Raw genomic sequence first — 20680 nt, 5'->3', positions numbered from 1 at the left:
GCAATGTTGGGGTTCGGCATTCCCTCACCCCAACCTACTCGTTTGACCGAGCTTGCGTGCAGACGCTTACGACCCGCCGCAAGGAGCTAGTGGGACGGTGATCGGTATGAGCTGGTTCAAGTTGACGTTAATGGACTCGCCGCAGGTGATATTTAAGACGAGGCCGAGCACAGAGGTTTTGACGCTAGCCGTCGGACTATTGATCGACAGGATCAAGGGCGGTGACGTCGTTGCGCTGATCGACCCGCCCTGCGTAGTGATCTGTGCAGTACCGATGCCGAGCACGCCGACGTTGACGTTACACGTGCCGTCCGAAATGTTGAGTGCAAGCGGCGACAAAGTCTGCGAGAGGAGCGCGCCTTGGCAGCTCGCGGTCAGGCTTGATAGGCCCTGGCTATAGGTGAGTGTGCCAGTCCCCTGGCTCGCAGTAATCACCCCACTGTTGGAGTCGATGGTGAGAACGGTGGCGCTTAGTGTTCCGGTCACGTTGACCCCTGCGAGCGAGGCGTTGCCGGAGCAATTGGCTGGGGCGACGGTAAACGCCCCGTTATTGTCGCTGACCACGTTTGGCGATTGGCAATTCAAGACTCCGGTGACATCGGGTGGAAGCGTGCCGGAGCAGGCGATGGTGTTGCTAGTACCGCTTGTACTCACCTGACATTGAAGTGCAACCGGGGTAGTCGCTGAAGCGGGTGCTGGGATGGAAACCAGAAGTGCCGCTAGCACTGTCACGCCTGCGACAGTCAGAACATGGATCGCCTTGGTAGCGCCCATCTTGAAGATGGACGTGTTCTTGAGGTGCGACTTCATAAGTGTCTCCTCGTTTGGCTACGACAGCGTTGAATGAGCCGAGCACAATCGGCGGGGTGCAACGCGTTTCGTAAAGCCGCCTGAATATCCCCGGCGAGTCGAGCAGACTGGCGGGTTACGCATGTACCAAATCAAAAAGTTCGCCCTGTTTGCTCGGGCGAAGAGTAATCAGGACCAACTCAATGTTCCGTGTATGTGTCCTGATGAAAAGCAGCGAGCAACCTGTCCCCCTTTTTCAACTGTCGCCTCACTTCCAACTTCCCTTGTTGTTAGGGTTATTGGGAAGTGACACGAGGCGCGATCATGTGTCGTCGGATTCGTGCATTTCGCGCCGCCGCCGCAAATGCCGCTTTCGCCTTCACCATGCACGAATGCAGGTATTGATCACCAACCAGATGGAAATCGCCGCGAGCGGCCAGGCCACCACGACGGGCCACAGCGCAGCGATCACCGCGAGCGCCATGAGCAGCAGCGTGACGCTCAGCAGCGCACCGGTTTCGATATCGTCCAGCACGCGGCGATCGGTGAGCGCCGCTCCCATGGTGTTGGCGATGCGCAGCGCGCCGGCGGTGGCGGTGCGGCCGGAACTGCCGCCGACATTTTGCGGCTGTGCGCACACTCAACCAAGGCATCCCGAAACGCGCGGCCTACTTTGTCGTCGCGGACGATGTAGTTCTCCAGTACCACGCAATGCCACGCTGCGGATGGCGGTCAGCCAGGCATCGAAGTGCTGTTGCGCGTCGATCAGCAGATCGACCTTGTTGCCACCCAACAGGGGCGCACCGGCGGCGCGGCTCAATGCCTGTTCGGCGAGTACCCGGTTTGGTGCGGAAGGGGAGGACATGCGGGGGAGTATTAAGGAGCGGAGAATAAGGACAGTTCATAATCCCCATGGCCGTCATTCCCGCGAAAGCGGGAATCCATTTTTTAATGCCCAAAAGCAAGATGGATTCCCGCTTTCGCGGGAATGACGGCCTTGAAGATTACATGGGCTTCGGTGAGGAGCATTCCCCATTCCTCAACTTCTGGCATGATCAAGCCATGTTGCCAGAGCAGCGCTTTACGGACATCGATGCGTGCGCGCAGCTGATCGTCGAGCGGCTGGGAGCCGACTTGCGCGTGGCGGCGCCGTTGGGCCTTGGCAAGCCGCATGGATTGCTCAATGCGCTGTACGGCCTGATGCTGGCCGACACCTGGCGATCGATGACCTTGTACACCGCCTTATCACTGACCCGTCCGCGGGCGAAGAACGGGCTGGAGGCGCGCTTTCTCGATCCCTTCGTGGAGCGCCAATTCGGCACCGACTACGTCGACCCGCAGTATGCGATCGACCAGATACACGGCAAGCTGCCACCGAACGTAGCGGTGCACGAGTTCTACATGCAATCGGGCGCGCTGCTGCATTCGGCCAGCGCGCAGCGCAACTACATCAGCCAGAACTACACGCACGTGGCGCGCGATCTGGTGGTGCAGGACATCAACCTGCTGGTGCAACTCGTCTCGCGTCGAGAAACGCCTGCCGGTGTGCGTTACAGCCTGTCGTGCAATCCCGATCTCACGCTGGATTTTCTCGATCGCGTGAAGGCGGCGGGCAAGGCACGGCCGTTGTGTGTGGCGGTGGTTCATCCCGCGTTGCCGTACATCGCCGGTGCGGCGGAAGTGTCGCAGGATTTCTTCGACATCGAACTTGCGCCGGTATCCTCGCCACCGCTGTTTGCCGTGCCGCGCATGCCGGTGGATACCGTCGAATACGCGCTGGGCTTGCATGCCAGTGCGCTGGTGAAAGATGGCGGCTGCCTGCAGATCGGCATCGGCGCGTTGTCCGACGCGCTGGTCAAAGGATTGCTGCTGCGACATCAGGACAACGTCTCTTGGCGCAAGACGCTGCTCGCGCTCGATCCGCGCGGCGCCACGCACGCGCTTGCCGCGCGTATCGGCGGCCTCGGCGGCTTCAAGACCGGCTTGTACGGCTGCAGCGAAATGATCATGGACGGCCTGATGTATCTGGCCAAGGCCGGCATTCTCAAGCGGCGCAGCTGGGATAACCTCGCGTTGGAACGTGCCGCCGCCGCAGGACGGTTGCCGGGCGATGTGCCCGGCGGACACTACCTGCGCGGTGCCTTCTTCCTCGGCTCGCGCGAACTCTACGACTGGCTGGAAACCACCACGGGCAGCGATCCCGACGCGATCGACATGTGCCCGGTATCCAACGTCAACCAGCTGTACGGCGATCATCAGGCGCTGGCCATGCTGCAACGACGCGGTGCGCGTTTCTTCAACACCTGCATGATGTCCACGCTGCTCGGCGCGGCCGTTTCCGACACGTTGGAAGACGGCCGCGTGGTGAGCGGCGTAGGCGGTCAATACAACTTCGTCGCCATGGCGCACGAGTTGCCCGATGGCCGTTCCGTGCTGCTGCAGCGCGCGACACGCATTGGCAAAAGCGGCGTGGAAACCAATATCCGCTGGCATGGCGGGCAAACCACCATTCCCCGCTACCTGCGCGACATCGTGGTGACCGAGTACGGAGCGGCTGATCTGCGCGGCAAGAGCGACAGCGAATGCATCGAGGCCATGCTGGCGATCAGTGACGCGCGCTTTATCGACGCGCTGGCGGCGGAAGCCAAATCGCACGGCAAACTGGCCGCGGATTTCAAGATTCCCGAAGCCTGGCGCAAGCATCGCCCCGAAGCACTGCACGAAGCCTTGGCCAAGCCGATGCAAAAGGGCTTATTGCCGAGGTTTCCGTTCGGCAGCGATTTCACCGAAGTCGAACAGCGCCTGGTGCCTGCTTTGGAATGGCTGCAATCGTCCAGTGCCACATGGAAGGGTCGCTGGCAATTGTTCAAAGCGCTATGCAAGCCCGGTGAAGCGACTGCGGAAGAAGCGGCCGCGCTGGATCGCATGGGCTTGGCCACGGCGCTCAAGTTGACGGATCGCTTGCAGCGTCGCTTGTTGCAGACAGCGCTGCGGCGCTGATGACGTGATCGGCGCCAGCACTGCTGCGACCCACGTAAAAAAGAATCGTCGGATAATTTGCGCAAAGCCGCACAGCATGCTTCACTTCGCGGGTGGCAGAATGCCCTTTCGATGACGTTCCAGGGGGAACAAGGTCGTGACCTTGGTATCAGTTCGTGACAGCGTTTGCGCCGGCGCAATGACATGGCGCTGCACCCGGTTCGCATGGGTGAACGGACCAAGCTCGAATTGCGAGGGTTGCTCGCATAACGCGCACTGACCGTGAAAAGACTCAGTCCACAGCTACGTACCGCCGGCACCTATGTGCTGGTCTCGGCGATATATATCTGGTTCTCCGGGCATCTGCTGGGTGCCCTGGTGCACGATCCACGGCGCATCGTGTTCTATCAGATATTGAAGGGCTGGCTGTTCGTTCTTGGCACAGGACTGCTGCTGTACTGGATGATCGGTCGCACGGTTCACCGACTGGCGGAAGCCAATCACCGTCTGCTCGACAGTCACGAGCAAGCTTTGCGCGTGCTGGTGGAAGCCATGGATATCCGGCACAAGGAAACCAGCGACCATTCCGAGCGCGTGGTACGCATGGCGCTCGGCCTGGCGTGCCGAGCCGGGCTGAATGATGAAGCCTTGCGCGATGTGAAGTTCGGCGCGCTGCTGCACGATATCGGCAAGCTCGCTTTGCCGGATGCGATCCTGATCAAGCCCGGTAAGCTGGATGAGGACGAAACGCGACTGATGCGCACGCATCCGCACATGGGCTACGACATGCTGCAGCGGATCGATTTTCTGCGCGGCGCGAGCGCCATCCCATACAGTCACCATGAGCGCTGGGACGGCACCGGTTACCCGCAGGGATTGAAAGGCGAGGAGATTCCCCTCGCGGCGCGCATCTTCAGTGTGGTGGACGTATGGGATGCGCTGAGCTTTCCGCGCGTCTACAAACCCGCATGGCCTGAGCCGGACGTGCTGCACTATCTGCGCGATGCGGCAGGAGGTCAACTGGACCCGTATCTGGTGCAGTTGTTTCTCGACAACTATGCAGAATTGAAAGCGTTGGCGCTCAATTCATAGGCATTTACGCGAGGTTGCTTCACCGACGCGAGCAATCCCATCACGTAAAAGACCTCCCATCCAGAATGCATTGCGCAGGAACAACGGGCAGCTTCTGCCATCGGCCCTGATCGAACGACGCGCAAGCCAATGCCGCGACTTCTCCAAGGAACGCGTCGCGCGACATTTCCACCGCCCCCAGCCCAAGCAAATGCGGATTGCTCACCTGTGCATCAATGAGCGGAAACTCCCATTCCCGCAGCAGCGCGGCCAGCGCACACAAGGCCAGCTTCGATCCACCGCTCTCCGCGCTGAACATCGATTCGCCGCAGAACAACCGCCCGATGGAAACGCCGTAAATGCCGCCCACCAGGCGCTCCTGTTCCCACACTTCTACGCTATGTGCGAAGCCCAGGTCGTGCAGCGCGTCGTAGGCGTCGATCATTGCCGGGCTAATCCATGTGCCGAACTGGCCGGGCCGCGGCGCGGCGCAGGCTTCCATTACCGGGCGGAAGGCGCGGTCCACGGTAACGTGCCATGCCTTGTCTTTTAGCACCCGGCGCAGGCTGCGATTGGGACGCAGGCGATCGGTATGAAACACGCAGCGTGGGTCGGGCGACCACCACAGGATCGGTTCGCCTTCGTTGAACCAGGGAAAGATGCCGTGTGCATACGCCGTCAGTAGCCGCGGCGGAGAAAGATCGCCGCCAAACGCAAGTAGGCCATTGGGTTCGATGAGGGCATGGCGCGGATCGGGGAAGCGGTCCGGGGCGTGGTCGTCGAGCCGTGGCAGGCGAATCATGGTGGCTGGGCGTAAGGGCTATGTTCGAGTAGTTCCTCGGCATAAGCGTCCATGCTCTCGCATTCGTGCGCAAGCGCTCGGCGTACGGCACTGCGAAAGCCCTCATGCAGCAGGTAATGGCGCGAATGCGTGCGTATGGGCAGGAAGCCACGGGCCAACTTGTGTTCACCCTGCGCGCCGGGTTCGAAACACTGTAATCCGTGCGTGATCGCGTAATCGATGCCCTGGTAATAGCACAGCTCGAAATGCAGATCTGGCAGGTCCACGCTGGCGCCCCAATAGCGGCCGTACAAAGTGGTGGCGCTGCGGAGCATCAGCGCCATCGCGACGATCTCATCGTCTTGCCGCGCCAGTGCGAGCTGTACCGCGTTGCCGAATTCCTTGCGCAGGTATTGGAAGAATGCTTCGGTAAGCGCGGCGTGATTGCCCTTGGCATCGAATGTGTCGGTATAAAGCGCGTGCACTCGCCGCCATTCGCGCATGCTCAGTTCTGCGCCACCGACCATACCGATTTGCAGCCCATGCGTGGCCACGCGCTTACGTTCGTGCCGGATGTTCTTCCGCTTCTTGTGGTTCAACGCGGCCAGAAATGCTTCGAAATCGGCATAGCCCTGGTTGTGCCAATGGAACTGCACGTCGCTGCGCCCCATCCAATCATCACCGAAGGCGGGCAGGTCTTCTTCGGTGAGAAAGTTGGTGTGCACGGAGGAAAGCTGCAGTCGCGCCGCCTGTTGCTGCATGGCATCCACCAGCAGTTCGCGCAAGGCGAGCGCTTGCGCGGGATCGGTACCCACGAGCAGGCGCGGCCCGGTGACGGGCGAGTAGGGCACTGCGTTGAGCAACTTGGGATAGTACTGGCCGCCCGCGTTTTCCCACGCGCTGGCCCAGCTCCAATCGAACACGAACTCGCCATGCGAGTTGCCTTTCAGGTACAGCGGTGCGGCTGCGATCAAGGTGCTGTGGCGATAAAGCCCAAGGTGATGCGCCTGCCAGCCCCATTCGGGACGAATGCAGTCGCTGCGTTCGAGGCCGGCGAGGAAGGCGTGCGAAAGAAAGGGATTGTCGTCGGGACGCAATGCGTCCCAAGCTGTGGCGGGGATATCGTCGATGCTGTCGTGGAAGCGGGCTTCGATCACTGCTTTTTAGCTCCCTTCCCAAAAAGCACAGCTACCTGTACCACTCTCCATAGAGCTGGATCGTGCCGCATCGTCATTCCGGCGAAGGCCGGAATCCAGTTCAAACATGCATCCGAAGGACACAGCAACGGTTTTGAGTGCTTCGCACAGTGTATTTAGACTGGATTCCGGCCTTCGCCGGAATGACGGTGAGGCGCAATTAGGCATATCGAGAAGTTGTAGATCCCGTGACCTTCATGGGGAAGGGAGCAAGAGTCTCAAACCTTCCCGTTCTGATCTAACCACCGCTCCGCATCCAGCGCCGCCATGCAGCCGAAACCCGCCGACGTCACCGCCTGGCGATACACATGATCGGCCACGTCGCCCGCGGCGAACACGCCGGGTACCGAGGTCATCGTCGCCATACCTTCCAGCCCGCTGCGGATCTTGATGTACCCGTCGTGCATATCGAGCTGGCTTTCGAATATACCGGTGTTCGGCGTGTGACCGATCGCGACGAAGAAACCAGTGGCTTCGATGTCGCGCGTGACGCCGCTGTCGACATCCTTCACGCGCACGCCGGTCACGCCCGATGCGTCGCCGAGCACTTCGGCAATGCTGTGGTTCCATACCAGCTCGATCTTGCCGTGGGCGGCTTTTTCGAACAGCTTGTCCTGCATGATCTTCTCGGCACGCAGCTTGTCACGGCGATGTACCAGGTACACCTTGCGGCCGATGTTGGCCAGGTACAGCGCTTCTTCCACCGCGGTGTTGCCGCCGCCGACGACGACCACGTCCTGGTCGCGGAAGAAAAAGCCGTCGCAGGTGGCGCAGGCCGATACGCCCTTGCCCTTGTAGTGCTCCTCGCTGGGAATCCCCAGGTACTTGGCGGTGGCGCCGGTGGCAATGATCAGCGCGTCGCAGGTGTATTCGCCCGAGTCGCCCTTCAGGCGGAACGGGCGCTGCTTGAGGTCCACCGAGTGGATGTGGTCGAACACCATTTCCGTCTCGAAGCGCTCGGCATGCTCGGCCATGCGCTGCATCAGTTCCGGGCCTTGCACACCCTTCACGTCGCCAGGCCAGTTGTCCACGTCCGTGGTGGTCATCAATTGTCCACCCTGCTGCATGCCGGTGATCATGGTCGGCTTGAGGTTGGCACGCGCGGCGTACACCGCGGCGGTGTAACCGGCAGGACCGGAGCCGAGGATCAGCAGCCGGCTATGTTTGGGGGTGGTCATTGCTATAATCCTTAAGGGGTTGCTGGCGATTTGTCAGGATGGTTCTTGGATTGCGGAAAGGCCTTCACGGGCCGTCCGGGGAGTCCGCAAGGATGGGGAAGTCGCAGGGTCTATTCAAGGTTGACTTGCGGGCGTCGTTTCTGAACCTGACCTGTGGACGACATGACTTGCGCCCTCGCTATTGATCCCGCACCCCTTGTTACACTGCATCGCGTATATCCATACGAATCTGAAGGAAACACACCCCGGTGGCCGCGCGCAGCGCAAACGTACGAAAAACAAAGGAAAAGACCGGCCTCAGCGAGGAAGTGAAGCGCCGCCTGCGCGAAGCGGGCGCGCTGTTGCTGTTGCCGTTGGCGCTGTACCTGCTGGTGTGCCTCTTCAGCTACGACGCAGCCGATCCAGGCTGGTCGCACGCCGATACCAGCGGCCATGTGCATAACCTCGGCGGCACTGTCGGCGCCTATATCGCGGATCTGCTTCGTTATTTGTTCGGCAGCGTGGCGTATTGCTTCCCCTTGCTGCTGCTGTTCCTGGGCGTGCAGGTGCTGCGCAACCACGGCATGCGCAGCGTGCAGCCATGGGAACCATCGCTGCGGCTGATCGGCTCGGTGTTCTTCTTCATCACAGCGCCGGGGCTTTGCTGGATCATTTTCCGGGATAGCACGATGGCCCCGGAAGGGCCGGGTGGTGTGATCGGCCGTGGAATCGGCCATGGCCTGGTTAGTGCCTTCGGCGAGAAGGGTGCGCCGCTGTTTCTGCTGGCGATCTTCCTTGTCGCGATTACCTTTGCCACAGGGCTTTCCTGGTTCAAGCTGATGGATCTGATTGGGCAGGGTGTACTGAAGCTCGCCGGCTGGTTCGGCGGTAAGCTGCGCAGCGCGCCAGAAGTGATCGCCGCGCATCAGGCGCGCGTCGAGCGCGAAGTGGTGAAGAAGACCGAAGCCATCAAGCAGGCCAAGCGCGAACCGGTACGCATCGAGGCGCCAGCCGCGCCGGTGATAAAGAGCGAACGCGCGCGCGTGGAAACGCAGATTCCGCTGTTCGTCGGCGCTGCGCAGCCGGGTGAACTGCCTCCGCTGTCGTTGCTGGACGAAGCGCCGGTGCAGGGCCCGGGCTATTCGGAAGAAACGCTGGAAGTGCTGTCGCGCCAAGTCGAGCTAAAGCTCAAGGACTTCAAGATCGAGGCCAAGGTGGTGGGCGTGTATCCCGGCCCGGTGATCACCCGCTTCGAACTGGAACCGGCTGCGGGCGTGCGCGGCAGCCAGGTATCAAGCCTGGACAAGGACATCGCGCGCGGCCTTTCCGTGGTCAGCGTGCGCGTGGTCGACGTGATTCCGGGCAAGAACGTGATTGGCCTGGAAATTCCCAACGCCAAGAAGCAGATCGTCTATCTCTCCGAAATCCTCCGCTCCGACAAATACGACCAGCAGAAATCGCCGCTGACGTTGGCGTTGGGCAAGGACATCGGCGGTCGTGCAATGGTGGCCGATCTGGCCAAGATGCCGCACTTGCTGGTGGCCGGTACCACGGGTTCCGGTAAATCCGTGGCGGTGAACGCGATGGTGCTGAGCCTTTTGTACAAGGCCAGCGCCAAAGACGTGCGCATGATCATGATCGACCCGAAGATGCTGGAGCTTTCGGTCTACGAAGGCATTCCGCATCTGCTCGCGCCGGTGGTCACGGACATGAAGGAAGCCGCCAACGCGCTGCGCTGGTGCGTGGCCGAAATGGAGCGCCGCTACAAGCTGATGGCCGCGGTGGGCGTGCGCAACCTCGCCGGCTTCAACAAGAAAATCAAGGATGCCGAGAACAACGGGCAACCTATCGTGGATCCGTTGTTCAAGGCGAATCCCGACATGCCCAACCAGGTGGCCGAGCCGCTGGAGCCGCTGCCGTACATCGTCGTGATCATCGACGAGTTCGCCGACATGATGATGATCGTCGGCAAGAAGGTGGAAGAACTCATTGCCCGTCTGGCGCAGAAGGCGCGCGCCGCGGGCGTGCACTTGATCCTCGCCACGCAGCGCCCGTCGGTAGACGTGATCACTGGCCTGATCAAGGCCAACATTCCTACGCGCATCGCGTTCCAGGTATCGAGCAAAATCGACTCGCGCACCATTCTCGATCAATCCGGTGCGGAAACCCTGCTCGGCCACGGCGACATGCTCTACCTGCCGCCCGGCACCGCCACGCCTGACCGCGTGCACGGCGCCTTCGTCGACGACCATGAAGTGCACAACGTGGTCAATTGGCTGAGGTCGCAGGGCGCGCCGCAATACATCGAAGGCGTGCTGGAAGAAGTGCAGGCCACCAGCGACGGCAAGTTCATCAACGAATCCGGCCTGCCGCAGGATGGCGAGGAAGGAGGCGGCGACGCCGAGGCGCAGCTCTACGACAAGGCCGTCCGCATCGTCACCGAAACGCGCCGTGCGTCGATCTCCGGTGTGCAGCGCCATCTGCGCATCGGCTACAACCGCGCCGCGCGTCTGATCGAGCAGATGGAGCAGGATGGTGTGGTAAGCGCGCCGCTGCATAACGGCAACCGTGAAGTGCTGGCGCCGCCGCCGCCGAAGCATTGAGGTGCCAACTAGCCCCTCTCCCTCCGGGAGAGGGGTTGGGGTGAGGGTACGATCGAAGCGTGACTTTGGAGTCTCGACCGAGAGGCCATCATCGCGCTCCGCCCGAACCCTCACCCGCCTCTCGGCACCCTCTCCCGGAGGGAGAGGGGCTCACTCAGGAAAGTTTCATCACACCTGCATTAAGCCTCCCAGCCGCACACTCGCCGCATCCGGTACATCAGGAACAGGAATCCATGAAACGCTTCCACTTTGCAGCTTTTCTTGCCGCGCTGATCATGCTCGCAAGTAGCATCGCCCAAGCCGCCACCGGCCCGGCGCGTGCGCGGCTCGATGCATTCGCCCAAGGACTGCACGCTCTCTCCGGCAACTTCACGCAGACGTTGACCGACCCCAACGGTAAGGCCGGCAAAACTAGCAATGGCGCATTGGTGCTGGAAGCACCGCGCCAGTTTCGCTGGGATACGCTGGCGCCGTACAAGCAGACCATCGTCGCCGACGGTAGCCGCGTGTGGTTGTACGACCCGGACCTGGAACAGGTCACCGTGCGTCGGCAGGACACCGAGGAATCGCACAGCCCGCTGACCGTGCTCACTGATCTCTCGCAACTTGACAAGGAATTCCACGTTATCGAGCAGGGCGAGCACGATGGCCTGGTGTGGCTGCGGCTCACCTCCACCGCGAAGGATCCGCAATTCAACTACGCCGATCTTGGCTTCGATGCGAACGGCCTGGCGCGCATGCAGTTCAAGGATCAGCTTGGCGCCATCACCGACATCCGTTTCTTGAACTGGAAGCGCAATCCGGACATCCCTGCGCAGGATTTCAACTTCACGCCGCCCAAGGGCGCAGACGTGATCGGCGATCTGCCGGAACTGACCACGCAGCCGCTGAAGAACTGACACCTTCGCATGATCCGCCAACTGCCGCGTTGGGCATGGATCGGCGGCGGTTTGTTGGCGCTGGTCGCCGGTTGCATCAATGCGGTCGGCTATCTGTGTTTTCGGCACCAGCCGATTACGCACCTCACCGGCACGAGCACTGTGCTCGGCATTGCAATGGCGCATGGCGATCTGCCCGAAGCGCTGCATTGGGCGATGAGCATCGCTTCGTTTCTGATCGGCGCAATGGTGAGCGGTTTCATCGTCGAACAACGCACGCTGCAGCTTGGCCGCCGCTATGGCGTGGTGTTGATGATCGAATCGTTACTGCTGTTCGCGGCCACGCCGCTGATTCACGATGCCAACGATCTCGGTCTCTATCTGGCTTCCGCTGCCTGCGGTTTGCAGAATGCCATGGTGAGCACGTACAGCGGCGCTACGCTCCGCACCACGCACCTATCCGGCATCTTCACCGACCTTGGCATGTATCTCGGTCAACGCCTGCGTGGCCTGAAAGTGGATACGCTGCGCATCCATGTGTGCCTGCTGGTGTCTGGTAATTTCATTCTCGGGGCAATACTGGGTTCCTTGGGCTTCCTGCACATTCAGGAGCGCGTGTTGTTCGTGCCCGCGACGCTCATCGGAGTGGTGGGCCTTGGATACGCGATCTACCGCCATTTCTTCTTTCGGCAGTCAGGCGGCGGTCTCTAGATAAAAACCTCTCTCCCACGGCGCGGGTATCTACACGCGTCTTCTATGTTCAAACTCACCCAGTCGTCATTCCGGCGAAGGCCGGAATCCAGTTTTAATACGCCGTGCGAAGCACTCAAAAGCAGTTTTGTGTCCTTCGGACGCGTACTTGAACTGGATTCCGGCCTTCGCCGGAATGACGACCGGACAAGCTCTAGCACGACGAAAAGTTGTGTAGATACCTATGCGCTACGCATGGTCCCGCGCATCAAGCCGCAAGCTTGGGCGCGACAGGGAAATCCACCGGCACCTTGGTTACCGCATGCAGATAGTTGGTGACGGTCTTGTCGCCGATGATCACGATAACGTCGACCAGATTTTCTTTGCTCCAGCCGGCCGCGAAGAACGCGTCGATCAGCGCAGGTTCGGCATGACCGCGCCCGATGGCGATGCTCTTGACCAGGCGGGTCAGTGCATGGAGCTTGGCATCGAAGTGCGCCGTGCCGCTGCGGATTTCGAGCAGTTGCGCATCGGTGAAGCCATGCATCTTGCCGATCGCTGTGTGGGCAGCCAGACAGTATTCGCATTCGTTGACTTGGCTTACGACCAGGTTGACCACTTCACGAGCCTTGCCCGTGACACTGCTCTTGGCGTTCTGGAAGGCGAGGTAGTTACCCAGTGCGTGTTCGGAATGCGCGAGCGTGGCGTACAGGTTGGGAACCATGCCAAGGTTTTTCTTCAGGTTGTCGAACAGCGCCTGGTTGGCCGGTGAGACTTCGTCACGGGTGGGGACGTTGATGATGGTCATGATCGTGCTCCTGGTTGATGAAACAAGATAGGAAAAGACGAAGGCTTATTGCGCCGTGTAGCCGCCGTCGACGGCGATGGACTGGCCTGTGAGATAGCGCGCTTTGTTGCCCGCGATGAACAGAATGGTCTGGACGATTTCATCCACCTCTGCGGCGCGCTTTGCAGGCATCGAGTCAAGGAAACGCGCCTTGGCTTCTTCGTTGCTGTCGACGAAACGGTCGAGCATGTCGGTAGCCACCGGGCCCGGCGCCACGGCATTGACGCGAATGCCGATAGCGGCGCCTTCGAGCGCAGCGCTCTTGGTGATGCCCTCGATGGCATGCTCGCTCGCCACGTAGACGGATGCGCCGGCAATGCCGACTTTCCCGGCGATCGATGACAGGTTCACGATCGAACCGGAACCCTGCGTCTGCATCACCTGCACTTCATGTTTGACCGCCAGCAATGTGCCGAGCACGTTGCTGGCGAAGGTGTTTTCGTAATCTTCGACGGATTGTTCGGTAATCGGGCCGAGCCGGCCTTCGGTGCCGGCATTGTTGATGGCGATATCCAGCCGTCCAAAACGTGCAACGGTCTTCGCGACGAGATTCTGCACGTCGGCTTCGAAGCGCACGTCGGCGCGCACGAATTCGGCTTGCGCACCCATGGCCTGTAGTTCCGCAGCGAGGGCGTTGCCGGCCTCTTCGCGTCGGCCACTGACCACGATGCGCACACCTTCCTTGGCGTAAGCGATGGCGGTGGCGCGACCGATACCGCTGAGTGCGCCGGTGATCAATACGACAGGGGTATTCATGATGGGCTCCTGAAGCGGGTGGGATGTCTGTGGAGCGAACTGTGCGCCACGGGTCGGGGCCGCACTAGAAAGCGCGGAGTGATAGCTATAAGTCCTGCCAGGAATAGGTGGCGTGGGATTCCCGATGGGAATGAAAGCTATGCGTAGTACCTGCGTTCCGCATGCACAGCTGGATGACCAAGATGGACCGCACTTCCCATTTGAAGGAGCAGGACCATGTCACTCCAAGCCACACTCGACGCTTTCAAAGCCGATTTTCGCGCCGGCAAGCCGCCCTACAATGCGCCGTCGGACATCCACCCCATCATGGAGCGCGCCACGGCCGAGCTGATCGCATCCGGCCAGGCAGGCCGCGCCGCTAAAGCCGGTGACAGGGCCCCCGTCTTCGTCTTGAACGACGCTTACGGCAAGCCGGTTTCTTCACAGGAACTGCTGGCGAAAGGTCCGCTGGTGATCAGCTTCTATCGCGGCGTGTGGTGCCCGTACTGCAACTTCGAATTGCAGGCGCTGGAAGCGGCGCTGCCCGCGATTCGTGCAACTGGCGCGAACCTGGTGGCGATATCGCCGCAGATTGCGGTGAACAGCCTCAAGTCGTTGCGCACGAACCGCCTGACGTTTCCCATTCTGAGCGATGCGCACAACGACATCGCGGCGGCGTTCGGCATCCGCTATGCGTTGCCGCATTATCTGGTTGAGCTCTACAAACGGCTCAAGAACCATCTGCCGGCATTCAATGACGACGATAGCTGGACCTTGCCGATTCCCGCGCGCTATGTGATCGCGCCGGATGGCAACATCGTCTACGCCGAAGTCAATCCGGATTACACGCAGCGGCCCGAGCCGGAAGATTTGTTGCCGGTGTTGAAGCAGTACAGCGTTGCGTAGTTGATCTTGCCTTTTGATTGGCGTCGAAGTTCAGTTGTGCAACGCATTCATCCCCTCTCCCCTTTGGGGAGAGGGTTAGGGTGAGGGGGCAATCTTGCGAAGAAGCCTCGATGGCTGCGTGACCATTGTGGCGTTGTTTGGCTGCAGCGGAGCTGGTTTATCGCAAGATTCGCCCCTCACCCCAGCCCTCTCCCCGGAGGGGAGAGGGAGTCATATCGCCGCGCAGCTGAGCTTCGACGCTAATGCGGGTACCCACTCAACGCGAAGCAGTCTCCTCGAGCACCGCCTCCACAAAATCAGCAAATGCGCGTGCCTTCGCACTCACCATGCGCCCAGTAGGAAACACGGCCCACAAATCGATGACAGGCAAGCTCCACTCGTCGAGCAAGATCTTCACCGCGCCGCTACGGATTTCCTCGGAGAACATCCAATCCGAAGCAACCGTGATGCCCATGTCTGCCAGCACCGCGGCGCGCACGCCTTCCGCAGCCGAGACGTGGATGCGACCGGACACGGCGACAGAGGCTTCCGTTTCGCCGCGCCGGAAATGCCAGATGCCGGGGCCGCCGCTTGGGTTGTAGACGACGGCCTGATGGCGAGCCAGGTCTGCCGGTGTCTTCGGCTCGCCATGGGCCTTCAGATAGGCGGGCGTAGCGAGTGCTACGCGCCGGGTTTGCGCGAGGCGCCTGGCCGTCATGCTGGAGTCGCCCAGCGAGCCCATGCGCAAGGCCACGTCGATGCCATGTTCCAGCAAATCAATCTGGCGGTCGTCCAGCACGATCTCGATCTGCAGATCGGGATGCGTTGCCAGAAACGTCTTGAGATGCGGTATCACATGCAGACTGGCGAAGGTCACTGCCGCGCCCACGCGGAGTTTCCCGGTGAGCCCCGTGCCGGCGCCACGCGCAAGCAGTTCGGCTTCGTTGGCTTCCTCGATGGATCGCTTGGCGCGTTCGTAATACTGCAAGCCCGCTTCGGTCGGCGTGAGTCCGCGCGTGGAACGCAGCAGTAGGCGAACGCCCAGCTTTTCTTCCAACTGGGCAATGGTTTTGGAAACCGCCGGCTGTCCGACATGGAGCCTGCGTGCGGCGGCCGAAAAAGAACCAGCCTCCACCACGCACACAAAGGTTTCCATCGCGATGAATCGGTCCATAGCCCTCCCTCGATGAGCCGGGATCATACCGCCGCGTCTTGGTGCTGTCGCGACGGATGATCCTGGGAAGAGAGGCGAGGGATACGCGACTCAATGCACCGAGGCTGCCTCTCCGACAGGCTCTGCGTTTGACGGCAAACCCAACGCATGCCGCAACTCGCTGCGTGCTGCGTTGAAATCGCCTTGCCACTGCGGATCGCGCAGTATCTCGGCCGCCATCGCGGTGCCGGCCAGTCGTCCCGCTTCCACATCAGTGGGAAAGTGCGCGCCCATCACGATGCGATGCTGCGCATAAAGATCCGCCCGCGCAAAAATCGCCGCGCGTTTTTCCGGCAGCATGTTCGCCAACAGAACCGCCGTGGTGTAGCCGAACGTCGCGTGTCCGCTGGGATAGCTCCAGTCATCCGGCTTTTCCTTGGCCAATGGATGCACCTGGCTGGAAACAACCGCAGGACGCGGCCGTTTCCAATACAGCTTGGCGGCTTTCACCGAAGCCTTGTCGAGTACGGCGACACGTTCGAAGAACGCGGTAGTTTTCGGCAAGGCGGCCGGCTGCATGCCGGAGCCGAGCGTGTCGGCGAAGCGAAATACGGAGCGCTCCGTATCCGCTTTCGCCGCTGCCATGTCTTGCGCAGTACGTGTTTGCTGCGCCGTCAGCACCGCTTGAAGATCGCGCTGAGCCGCCGTCGAACCTGCTGCCGGCGGAGGCGGCAGCAGGTTCGACACTTCGACGATGGCGGAAGGAGTGCCGTCGCCGGCGGCCAGTGCGGACTGGCCGATCACAAGCATTGACAACAACAATGCGTAGCGTTTCATCAGAAAAGATCGGCCGAAACGGTGAAGTTGAAGTTGCGGGCTGGGATGGTGAAGAACAGCGGTGTGCCATCAGCGCCGGTGGTGCCAGCCAAGGCGTTAACAGTCGTGTTGTTGAACAGGTTGTTGATCTGCACGCCGATCTTGAAATCCTTCACGTCGGTGATGTGCGGATCGAACTTGTAGCTGGCGGCGAAGTTGGTCACTGCATAGCCGCCGATCGGCGTGTCATCGATGAAATTGGCTGTGTAGTAGGTCTTGCCGACGAACTTGTCGACCAGCGACGCGTAGATCGGGCCATTGTTGTAAATAAAGCCTAGCGCGGCGGTCTTGTGTGGCGTATTCGCGTTCCACAGGTTGTCGGTGATCTGAATGGCTCGGTTGAGCGAGCCATTGGCGTAAACGCTGAAACCGCCACCTAGCATGTAGGTGCCTTCCAGTTCGACGCCTTTGTAGTGCACGCCGCTACCATTATAGAAATAGGTGAGCCCGCCAACCTTGCGGCTCTGGACGAAGTTGTTGAAGTTGATCTTGTAGACGTCAGCCGACAGCGTAAGGCGGTCGCTGCTCCATGTAGTACCGAGCTGGATGTTGGTGGTCTTTTCCGGTGCCACGGCGCTGTCCGAGAAGGCTGGATTCGACACGTAGAGCAGGTTGAGGTTAGGTGCCAGGAAGCCCTTGGCCCATTGTGCGTAGGCCGTCCAGTTCGAGGTGAACGCATAGTGGAACGCGACCGATGGCAGGGTGGCGTTCCAGTCCTTGGAATAGTTCAGCGGGGTTTCCGTCTTCTGGTTCACCGGAGCGTCAAGGTTGCGCTTGAAGTAGTTGTACTTCACGCCGCCAACGAAGTAGGCGTTGTCGGTGATGTTCCACTGATATTCGATAAACGGCTGGATGGTGACCAGCGAGTCATTCATGCGGCGATCGGCCGAAGCCAGCTGCAAGGTCGAGGCACCGGGATTGATTACTGGATTCAACTGGTTAGTCGTGTCGTCGAATTCATAGAGCCAGCGGATGTCGTCCTGATGGTCGTACCACACGCCGGTGCGTGCTTCACCCGGACCGATTTCCTTGCTCAGACGGAAGATGTCGCCCCACGAACGGTTCGTGTTGCGCATGTGCTGGCCGGGCACGTCGGTGGGGCTATAGGCGGTGCCATTGGGGGTTTCGCCATTCGGATCTTCGCCGTTGTAGCCGAAGTGGTTGTAGCCGTAGGTGTACGTCTTGTTGTCGATCGTCCAGCCCGAGAACTCCGAATGCAGGCCGATGTAGGCCATGTTCGTGTCGATCTTGTCGTTGTTGTAGCGGTAGTAGGCTTGGCTGGTCGGATCGTTGTTCAGCGCATAGTTCACGCCGTACTGCGCGATCTGCGCCTTGGTGGCGCCGAACGGCACGTACTGGTTGAGGTTGTTCCACAGGGCGGCGAAGGTCAGCGTGGTGTTTTCGCCCAGCGGCTGCACGACCTTGGCGAACACGCTCTGGCGGCGCTGACCGGCATAAGTGAGGTAGCCGTCCGACGTACTGTTCTGCAGGTTGATCACAGCGCTGGTGCCGCTGCTGGTGAAGCGGCCCGTATCGATGCGGGCGCCTTCCACGGCAGTGTCCCAGCTGCCAAAGCTAATGTACGGGTTGACGTTGAACTGATTCTGCGGGTTGATCGAATCCACCGAAATGGTGCCGCCGAACGTGGCATTGCCAAGCGTCGCGGCCGTACCTGGGCCGCGATCAACCACCACGGTGCTGGTTTCCTGATTGGTGAAGTACGAGGTGGAATGGTGCGTGAAGTCGTTGGAATCCATCCACGGAATACCATCGAACGTCACGTTGTACTGGCCGTCCTGGAAGCCGCGAATGGAAACGACCGCCGTTTCCATCAAGCCGGAGCCGTTCGGCGCCACGGTGTACACGCTGGGCGCGATGGCGGCGGCGTCGGTGTAGTCGCCGGTGGGCGGCAAGTTTTCCTGGATGTACGTGCTGCCGATGATCGACTGCGGCTGCGTGGCCACGGTGGAGCCCTGGGTAATAGCCACGGCGCTTACCGCGGAATTAGCCGTTACCTGCAGGCCGGCGAGGGTTTTGGCATTTTTTGAAGAGGTGCTGTCATCCGTATTATCGACAGCGCTGGGGCCGCTGGTTGCGGTATTACCATTATTGGCTGCGTCCTGAGCGTGGATTGGCGTGGCGATGGCCAATGCAAGGCCCATGGCGAGGTAAATCGACGAACGGCGGTACAGCGCAAGTGTCGATGACGTCATTGTTTTTTTCCGGTATCGGCAGGGTTGTAGAAAGACCGACACCGTAAAGATGCTTTATTACATTTCAGTAACAATTACATTAAAGTGACGCATTTTATAGCGCGAAAGAAAATGCGCTAAGGCTGAGCTAAGCCTTGCATTATTGATGTAATAAAAAGGGGGCTTATGAATTAGCTGAATTAAGCTTGAGATAAGCCATGAACAATTAGCGCAATAAATGATTTTAAGATCATAATCGGCATGCTTTCAAGACAGCAAGCGGCTTGCCTGACTAAGCCCTCCACGCCGGATGTCCTATCATCGGTCGATGGATCGAAGCGACGTACAAGGCACCCCGCAACTGTTCGGCACCGACGCGGAGGAACTTAAGCCCCTGGCCGAACGCATGCGGCCACGCACCCTCGACGACATCGTCGGCCAGCAGCGCCTGCTGGCGCCGGGCAAGGCCTTGCGGCGCGCGCTGGAAGCCGGTCGCGTGCATTCGATGGTGTTGTGGGGGCCGCCGGGTTGTGGCAAGACCACGCTGGCATTACTGGTGGCGCGCTATGCCGATGCGGACTTCCGCGCGATCTCCGCCGTGCTATCCGGGCTGCCCGACGTGCGCAAGGCGCTGGCCGAAGCTGAGGTCAACTTTGCGCAGGGGCGGCGCACCGTGTTGTTCGTCGACGAAGTGCATCGCTTCAACAAGGCGCAGCAGGATGCCTTTCTGCCGCACATCGAGCGCGGCGTGATCATCTTTATCGGCGCCACCACCGAAAATCCGTCATTCGAATTGAACTCGGCGTTGTTGTCACGCTGCCGCGTGCATGTGCTAGATGCCGTGTCGGTGGACGACATCGTGGCTGCCTTGCAGCGCGCGCTCAGCAATACGGAGCGCGGACTAGGCGCGTTGCAACTCGAAATAGCCGATTCGGCCTTGCACCTGATCGCACGGGCCGCCGATGGCGACGTACGCCGCGCGCTCACGCTGCTGGAAATTGCAGCGGAGCTGGCGGACGGCCATGTGATCGATGAGGCGACGCTCGAACAAGTGCTGGCCGATCGCACGCGCCGCTTCGACAAAGGCGGCGAACAGTTCTACGACCAGATCTCGGCGCTGCACAAATCCGTGCGTTCGTCCGATCCCGATGCTGCGGTGTACTGGCTGACGCGCATGCTCGATGGTGGCTGCGATCCGCTCTATCTCGCGCGCCGCATGACGCGCATGGCGGTCGAAGATGTCGGCCTGGCCGAACCGCGCGCCTGGCGCATGGCGTTGGATGCGTGGGATACCTACGAACGCCTCGGCAGCCCGGAAGGCGAACTGGGTTTGGCGCAGCTGGCGATCTGGCTGGCGATAGCGCCTAAGAGCAACGCTGCGTACATGGCGTACAACAAGGCCCGCGAAGTAGTCGGCAAAACCGGCACGTTGGACGTGCCGATGCATCTACGTAATGCGCCCACCAAGTTGATGAAAGGCCTGGGTTACGGCAAAGGCTATCAATACGATCACGATGCGGAAGGCGGCATTGCGCTCGATCAGCAGTGCTTGCCTGATGCGCTGATGGATACCGAATTCTACGAGCCAGTTGAGCGGGGCTTGGAAGTGAAGTTGCGCGAGAAGCTATTGGCCTTGCGTGAAGCGCGAAAGCAGGCGCGAAAGATATAGAGCCGCCCCAGCCTACGGGCTGCTTTTTTTGCTCGTCATCCCAGCGAAAGCTGGGATCCAGCGCCTTTCAGACGGTTCGAAGTCACTGGATCCCAGCTTTCGCTGGGATGACGAATCGGTAGCGTTGAAGTTCAAGGAGAAATTCGAGCGCGAGTCACCACGCGAGATATTTTTCCCCT

18 protein-coding genes are annotated in these 20680 nt (G+C 60.5%); 7 read left to right on the top strand and 11 right to left on the bottom strand.

Features of this window, described 5'->3' with window-relative positions; translation table 11 throughout:
• Positions 1 to 66 precede the first annotated feature (66 nt).
• From ISP18_RS03140 to ISP18_RS03130, 3 genes are all read right to left on the bottom strand, one after another.
• Complete coding sequence (locus ISP18_RS03140) at positions 67 to 810, bottom strand: hypothetical protein (protein ID WP_380016937.1); 744 nt, start codon at positions 808 to 810, stop codon at positions 67 to 69.
• Positions 811 to 1168: 358 nt separating this feature from the next.
• Positions 1169 to 1429, bottom strand: coding sequence for a hypothetical protein (locus ISP18_RS03135; protein WP_380016935.1), 261 nt, complete (start codon positions 1427 to 1429; stop codon positions 1169 to 1171).
• Complete coding sequence (locus ISP18_RS03130) at positions 1430 to 1654, bottom strand: hypothetical protein (RefSeq protein ID WP_380016933.1); 225 nt, start codon at positions 1652 to 1654, stop codon at positions 1430 to 1432. It abuts the gene before it with no gap.
• Positions 1655 to 1851: 197 nt separating this feature from the next.
• Between ISP18_RS03130 and ISP18_RS03125 the strand changes: the two genes are divergently transcribed.
• Both ISP18_RS03125 and ISP18_RS03120 read left to right on the top strand, forming a co-directional pair.
• Positions 1852 to 3789 (top strand): acetyl-CoA hydrolase/transferase C-terminal domain-containing protein, encoded by a 1938-nt coding sequence (locus ISP18_RS03125; RefSeq protein ID WP_380016931.1) that lies wholly within the window; start codon positions 1852 to 1854, stop codon positions 3787 to 3789.
• Positions 3790 to 4050: 261 nt separating this feature from the next.
• On the top strand, positions 4051 to 4860 hold the full coding sequence (locus ISP18_RS03120) for an HD-GYP domain-containing protein (RefSeq protein WP_380016929.1): 810 nt from the start codon (positions 4051 to 4053) through the stop codon (positions 4858 to 4860).
• A 40-nt stretch (positions 4861 to 4900) separates the two neighbouring features.
• On the opposite strand, the gene aat is transcribed toward ISP18_RS03120, so the two are convergent.
• The 3 genes from aat to trxB all read right to left on the bottom strand — a co-directional run bounded on the left by aat (position 4901) and on the right by trxB (position 7994).
• Entirely contained in the window at positions 4901 to 5641 is a 741-nt protein-coding gene (gene aat, locus ISP18_RS03115; protein ID WP_380016927.1) for a leucyl/phenylalanyl-tRNA--protein transferase, read from the bottom strand.
• Positions 5638 to 6777 carry a GNAT family N-acetyltransferase gene (locus tag ISP18_RS03110; protein ID WP_380016925.1) on the bottom strand — a complete coding sequence of 380 codons (1140 nt, stop codon included), beginning with the start codon at positions 6775 to 6777 and terminating at the stop codon, positions 5638 to 5640. The genes aat and ISP18_RS03110 overlap by 4 nt, the downstream gene beginning before the upstream one ends.
• A 257-nt stretch (positions 6778 to 7034) precedes the next feature.
• Complete coding sequence (trxB, locus tag ISP18_RS03105; RefSeq protein WP_380016923.1) at positions 7035 to 7994, bottom strand: thioredoxin-disulfide reductase; 960 nt, start codon at positions 7992 to 7994, stop codon at positions 7035 to 7037.
• Between the two features lie 248 nt (positions 7995 to 8242).
• On the opposite strand from trxB, the gene ISP18_RS03100 reads away from it, so the two are divergent.
• The 3 genes from ISP18_RS03100 (at position 8243) to ISP18_RS03090 (ending at position 12165) form a co-directional block, all read left to right on the top strand.
• Positions 8243 to 10576, top strand: coding sequence for a DNA translocase FtsK (locus ISP18_RS03100; protein WP_380016921.1), 2334 nt, complete (start codon positions 8243 to 8245; stop codon positions 10574 to 10576).
• Positions 10577 to 10809: 233 nt separating this feature from the next.
• Positions 10810 to 11475, top strand: a complete 666-nt coding sequence (gene lolA, locus ISP18_RS03095) for an outer membrane lipoprotein chaperone LolA (protein ID WP_380016919.1) — start codon at positions 10810 to 10812, stop codon at positions 11473 to 11475.
• A 9-nt stretch (positions 11476 to 11484) separates the two neighbouring features.
• Positions 11485 to 12165: a YoaK family protein gene (locus ISP18_RS03090; RefSeq protein WP_380016917.1), complete on the top strand. Its 681-nt coding sequence runs from the start codon at positions 11485 to 11487 to the stop codon at positions 12163 to 12165.
• Positions 12166 to 12412: 247 nt separating this feature from the next.
• On the opposite strand, the gene ISP18_RS03085 is transcribed toward ISP18_RS03090, so the two are convergent.
• Together ISP18_RS03085 and ISP18_RS03080 are read right to left on the bottom strand one after the other, a co-directional pair.
• Positions 12413 to 12952, bottom strand: coding sequence for a carboxymuconolactone decarboxylase family protein (locus ISP18_RS03085; protein WP_380016915.1), 540 nt, complete (start codon positions 12950 to 12952; stop codon positions 12413 to 12415).
• Positions 12953 to 12997: 45 nt separating this feature from the next.
• On the bottom strand, positions 12998 to 13747 hold the full coding sequence (locus ISP18_RS03080) for an SDR family NAD(P)-dependent oxidoreductase (protein ID WP_380016913.1): 750 nt from the start codon (positions 13745 to 13747) through the stop codon (positions 12998 to 13000).
• A 216-nt stretch (positions 13748 to 13963) separates the two neighbouring features.
• Here ISP18_RS03080 and ISP18_RS03075 point away from each other — a divergent pair, with 216 nt between their 5' ends.
• Positions 13964 to 14632, top strand: a complete 669-nt coding sequence (locus ISP18_RS03075) for a peroxiredoxin-like family protein (RefSeq protein WP_380016911.1) — start codon at positions 13964 to 13966, stop codon at positions 14630 to 14632.
• A gap of 256 nt (positions 14633 to 14888) precedes the next feature.
• Here the strand turns inward: ISP18_RS03075 and ISP18_RS03070 are convergent, their stop codons facing one another.
• The 3 genes from ISP18_RS03070 to ISP18_RS03060 form a co-directional block, all read right to left on the bottom strand.
• The gene (locus ISP18_RS03070) at positions 14889 to 15785 is read right to left on the bottom strand and encodes a LysR family transcriptional regulator (protein ID WP_380016909.1); all 897 of its coding nucleotides are present in this window, start codon (positions 15783 to 15785) and stop codon (positions 14889 to 14891) included.
• 90 nt (positions 15786 to 15875) lie between these two features.
• On the bottom strand, positions 15876 to 16601 hold the full coding sequence (locus ISP18_RS03065; RefSeq protein ID WP_380016907.1) for an acid phosphatase: 726 nt from the start codon (positions 16599 to 16601) through the stop codon (positions 15876 to 15878).
• Entirely contained in the window at positions 16601 to 18853 is a 2253-nt protein-coding gene (locus tag ISP18_RS03060) for a TonB-dependent receptor (RefSeq protein WP_380016906.1), read from the bottom strand. Before ISP18_RS03060 ends, ISP18_RS03065 begins: the two co-directional genes overlap by 1 nt.
• A gap of 307 nt (positions 18854 to 19160) precedes the next feature.
• Here ISP18_RS03060 and ISP18_RS03055 point away from each other — a divergent pair, with 307 nt between their 5' ends.
• On the top strand, positions 19161 to 20501 hold the full coding sequence (locus tag ISP18_RS03055) for a replication-associated recombination protein A (protein ID WP_380016904.1): 1341 nt from the start codon (positions 19161 to 19163) through the stop codon (positions 20499 to 20501).
• Positions 20502 to 20680 lie beyond the last annotated feature (179 nt).

It is taken from the genome of Dyella humi, from assembly GCF_044904605.1.
GTDB classification, from domain to species: domain Bacteria; phylum Pseudomonadota; class Gammaproteobacteria; order Xanthomonadales; family Rhodanobacteraceae; genus Dyella_B; species Dyella_B humi.
The sequence above is the reverse complement of the archived record's forward strand: the minus strand, read 5'-3'. Positions and strand labels throughout refer to the sequence as shown.

Bases quoted from the DNA above. Each gene is read 5' to 3' on its own strand.
- ISP18_RS03140 (WP_380016937.1), bottom strand. From the start codon at position 810: ATGAAGTCGCACCTCAAGAACACGTCCATCTTCAAGATGGGCGCTACC.
- ISP18_RS03130 (WP_380016933.1), bottom strand. From the start codon at position 1,654: ATGTCCTCCCCTTCCGCACCAAACCGGGTACTCGCCGAACAGGCATTG.
- ISP18_RS03125 (WP_380016931.1), top strand. From the start codon at position 1,852: ATGTTGCCAGAGCAGCGCTTTACGGACATCGATGCGTGCGCGCAGCTG.
- aat (WP_380016927.1), bottom strand. From the start codon at position 5,641: ATGATTCGCCTGCCACGGCTCGACGACCACGCCCCGGACCGCTTCCCC.
- trxB (WP_380016923.1), bottom strand. From the start codon at position 7,994: ATGACCACCCCCAAACATAGCCGGCTGCTGATCCTCGGCTCCGGTCCT.
- lolA (WP_380016919.1), top strand. From the start codon at position 10,810: ATGAAACGCTTCCACTTTGCAGCTTTTCTTGCCGCGCTGATCATGCTC.
- ISP18_RS03090 (WP_380016917.1), top strand. From the start codon at position 11,485: ATGATCCGCCAACTGCCGCGTTGGGCATGGATCGGCGGCGGTTTGTTG.
- ISP18_RS03085 (WP_380016915.1), bottom strand. From the start codon at position 12,952: ATGACCATCATCAACGTCCCCACCCGTGACGAAGTCTCACCGGCCAAC.
- ISP18_RS03080 (WP_380016913.1), bottom strand. From the start codon at position 13,747: ATGAATACCCCTGTCGTATTGATCACCGGCGCACTCAGCGGTATCGGT.
- ISP18_RS03075 (WP_380016911.1), top strand. From the start codon at position 13,964: ATGTCACTCCAAGCCACACTCGACGCTTTCAAAGCCGATTTTCGCGCC.
- ISP18_RS03070 (WP_380016909.1), bottom strand. From the start codon at position 15,785: ATGGACCGATTCATCGCGATGGAAACCTTTGTGTGCGTGGTGGAGGCT.
- ISP18_RS03065 (WP_380016907.1), bottom strand. From the start codon at position 16,601: ATGAAACGCTACGCATTGTTGTTGTCAATGCTTGTGATCGGCCAGTCC.
- ISP18_RS03060 (WP_380016906.1), bottom strand. From the start codon at position 18,853: ATGACGTCATCGACACTTGCGCTGTACCGCCGTTCGTCGATTTACCTC.
- ISP18_RS03055 (WP_380016904.1), top strand. From the start codon at position 19,161: ATGGATCGAAGCGACGTACAAGGCACCCCGCAACTGTTCGGCACCGAC.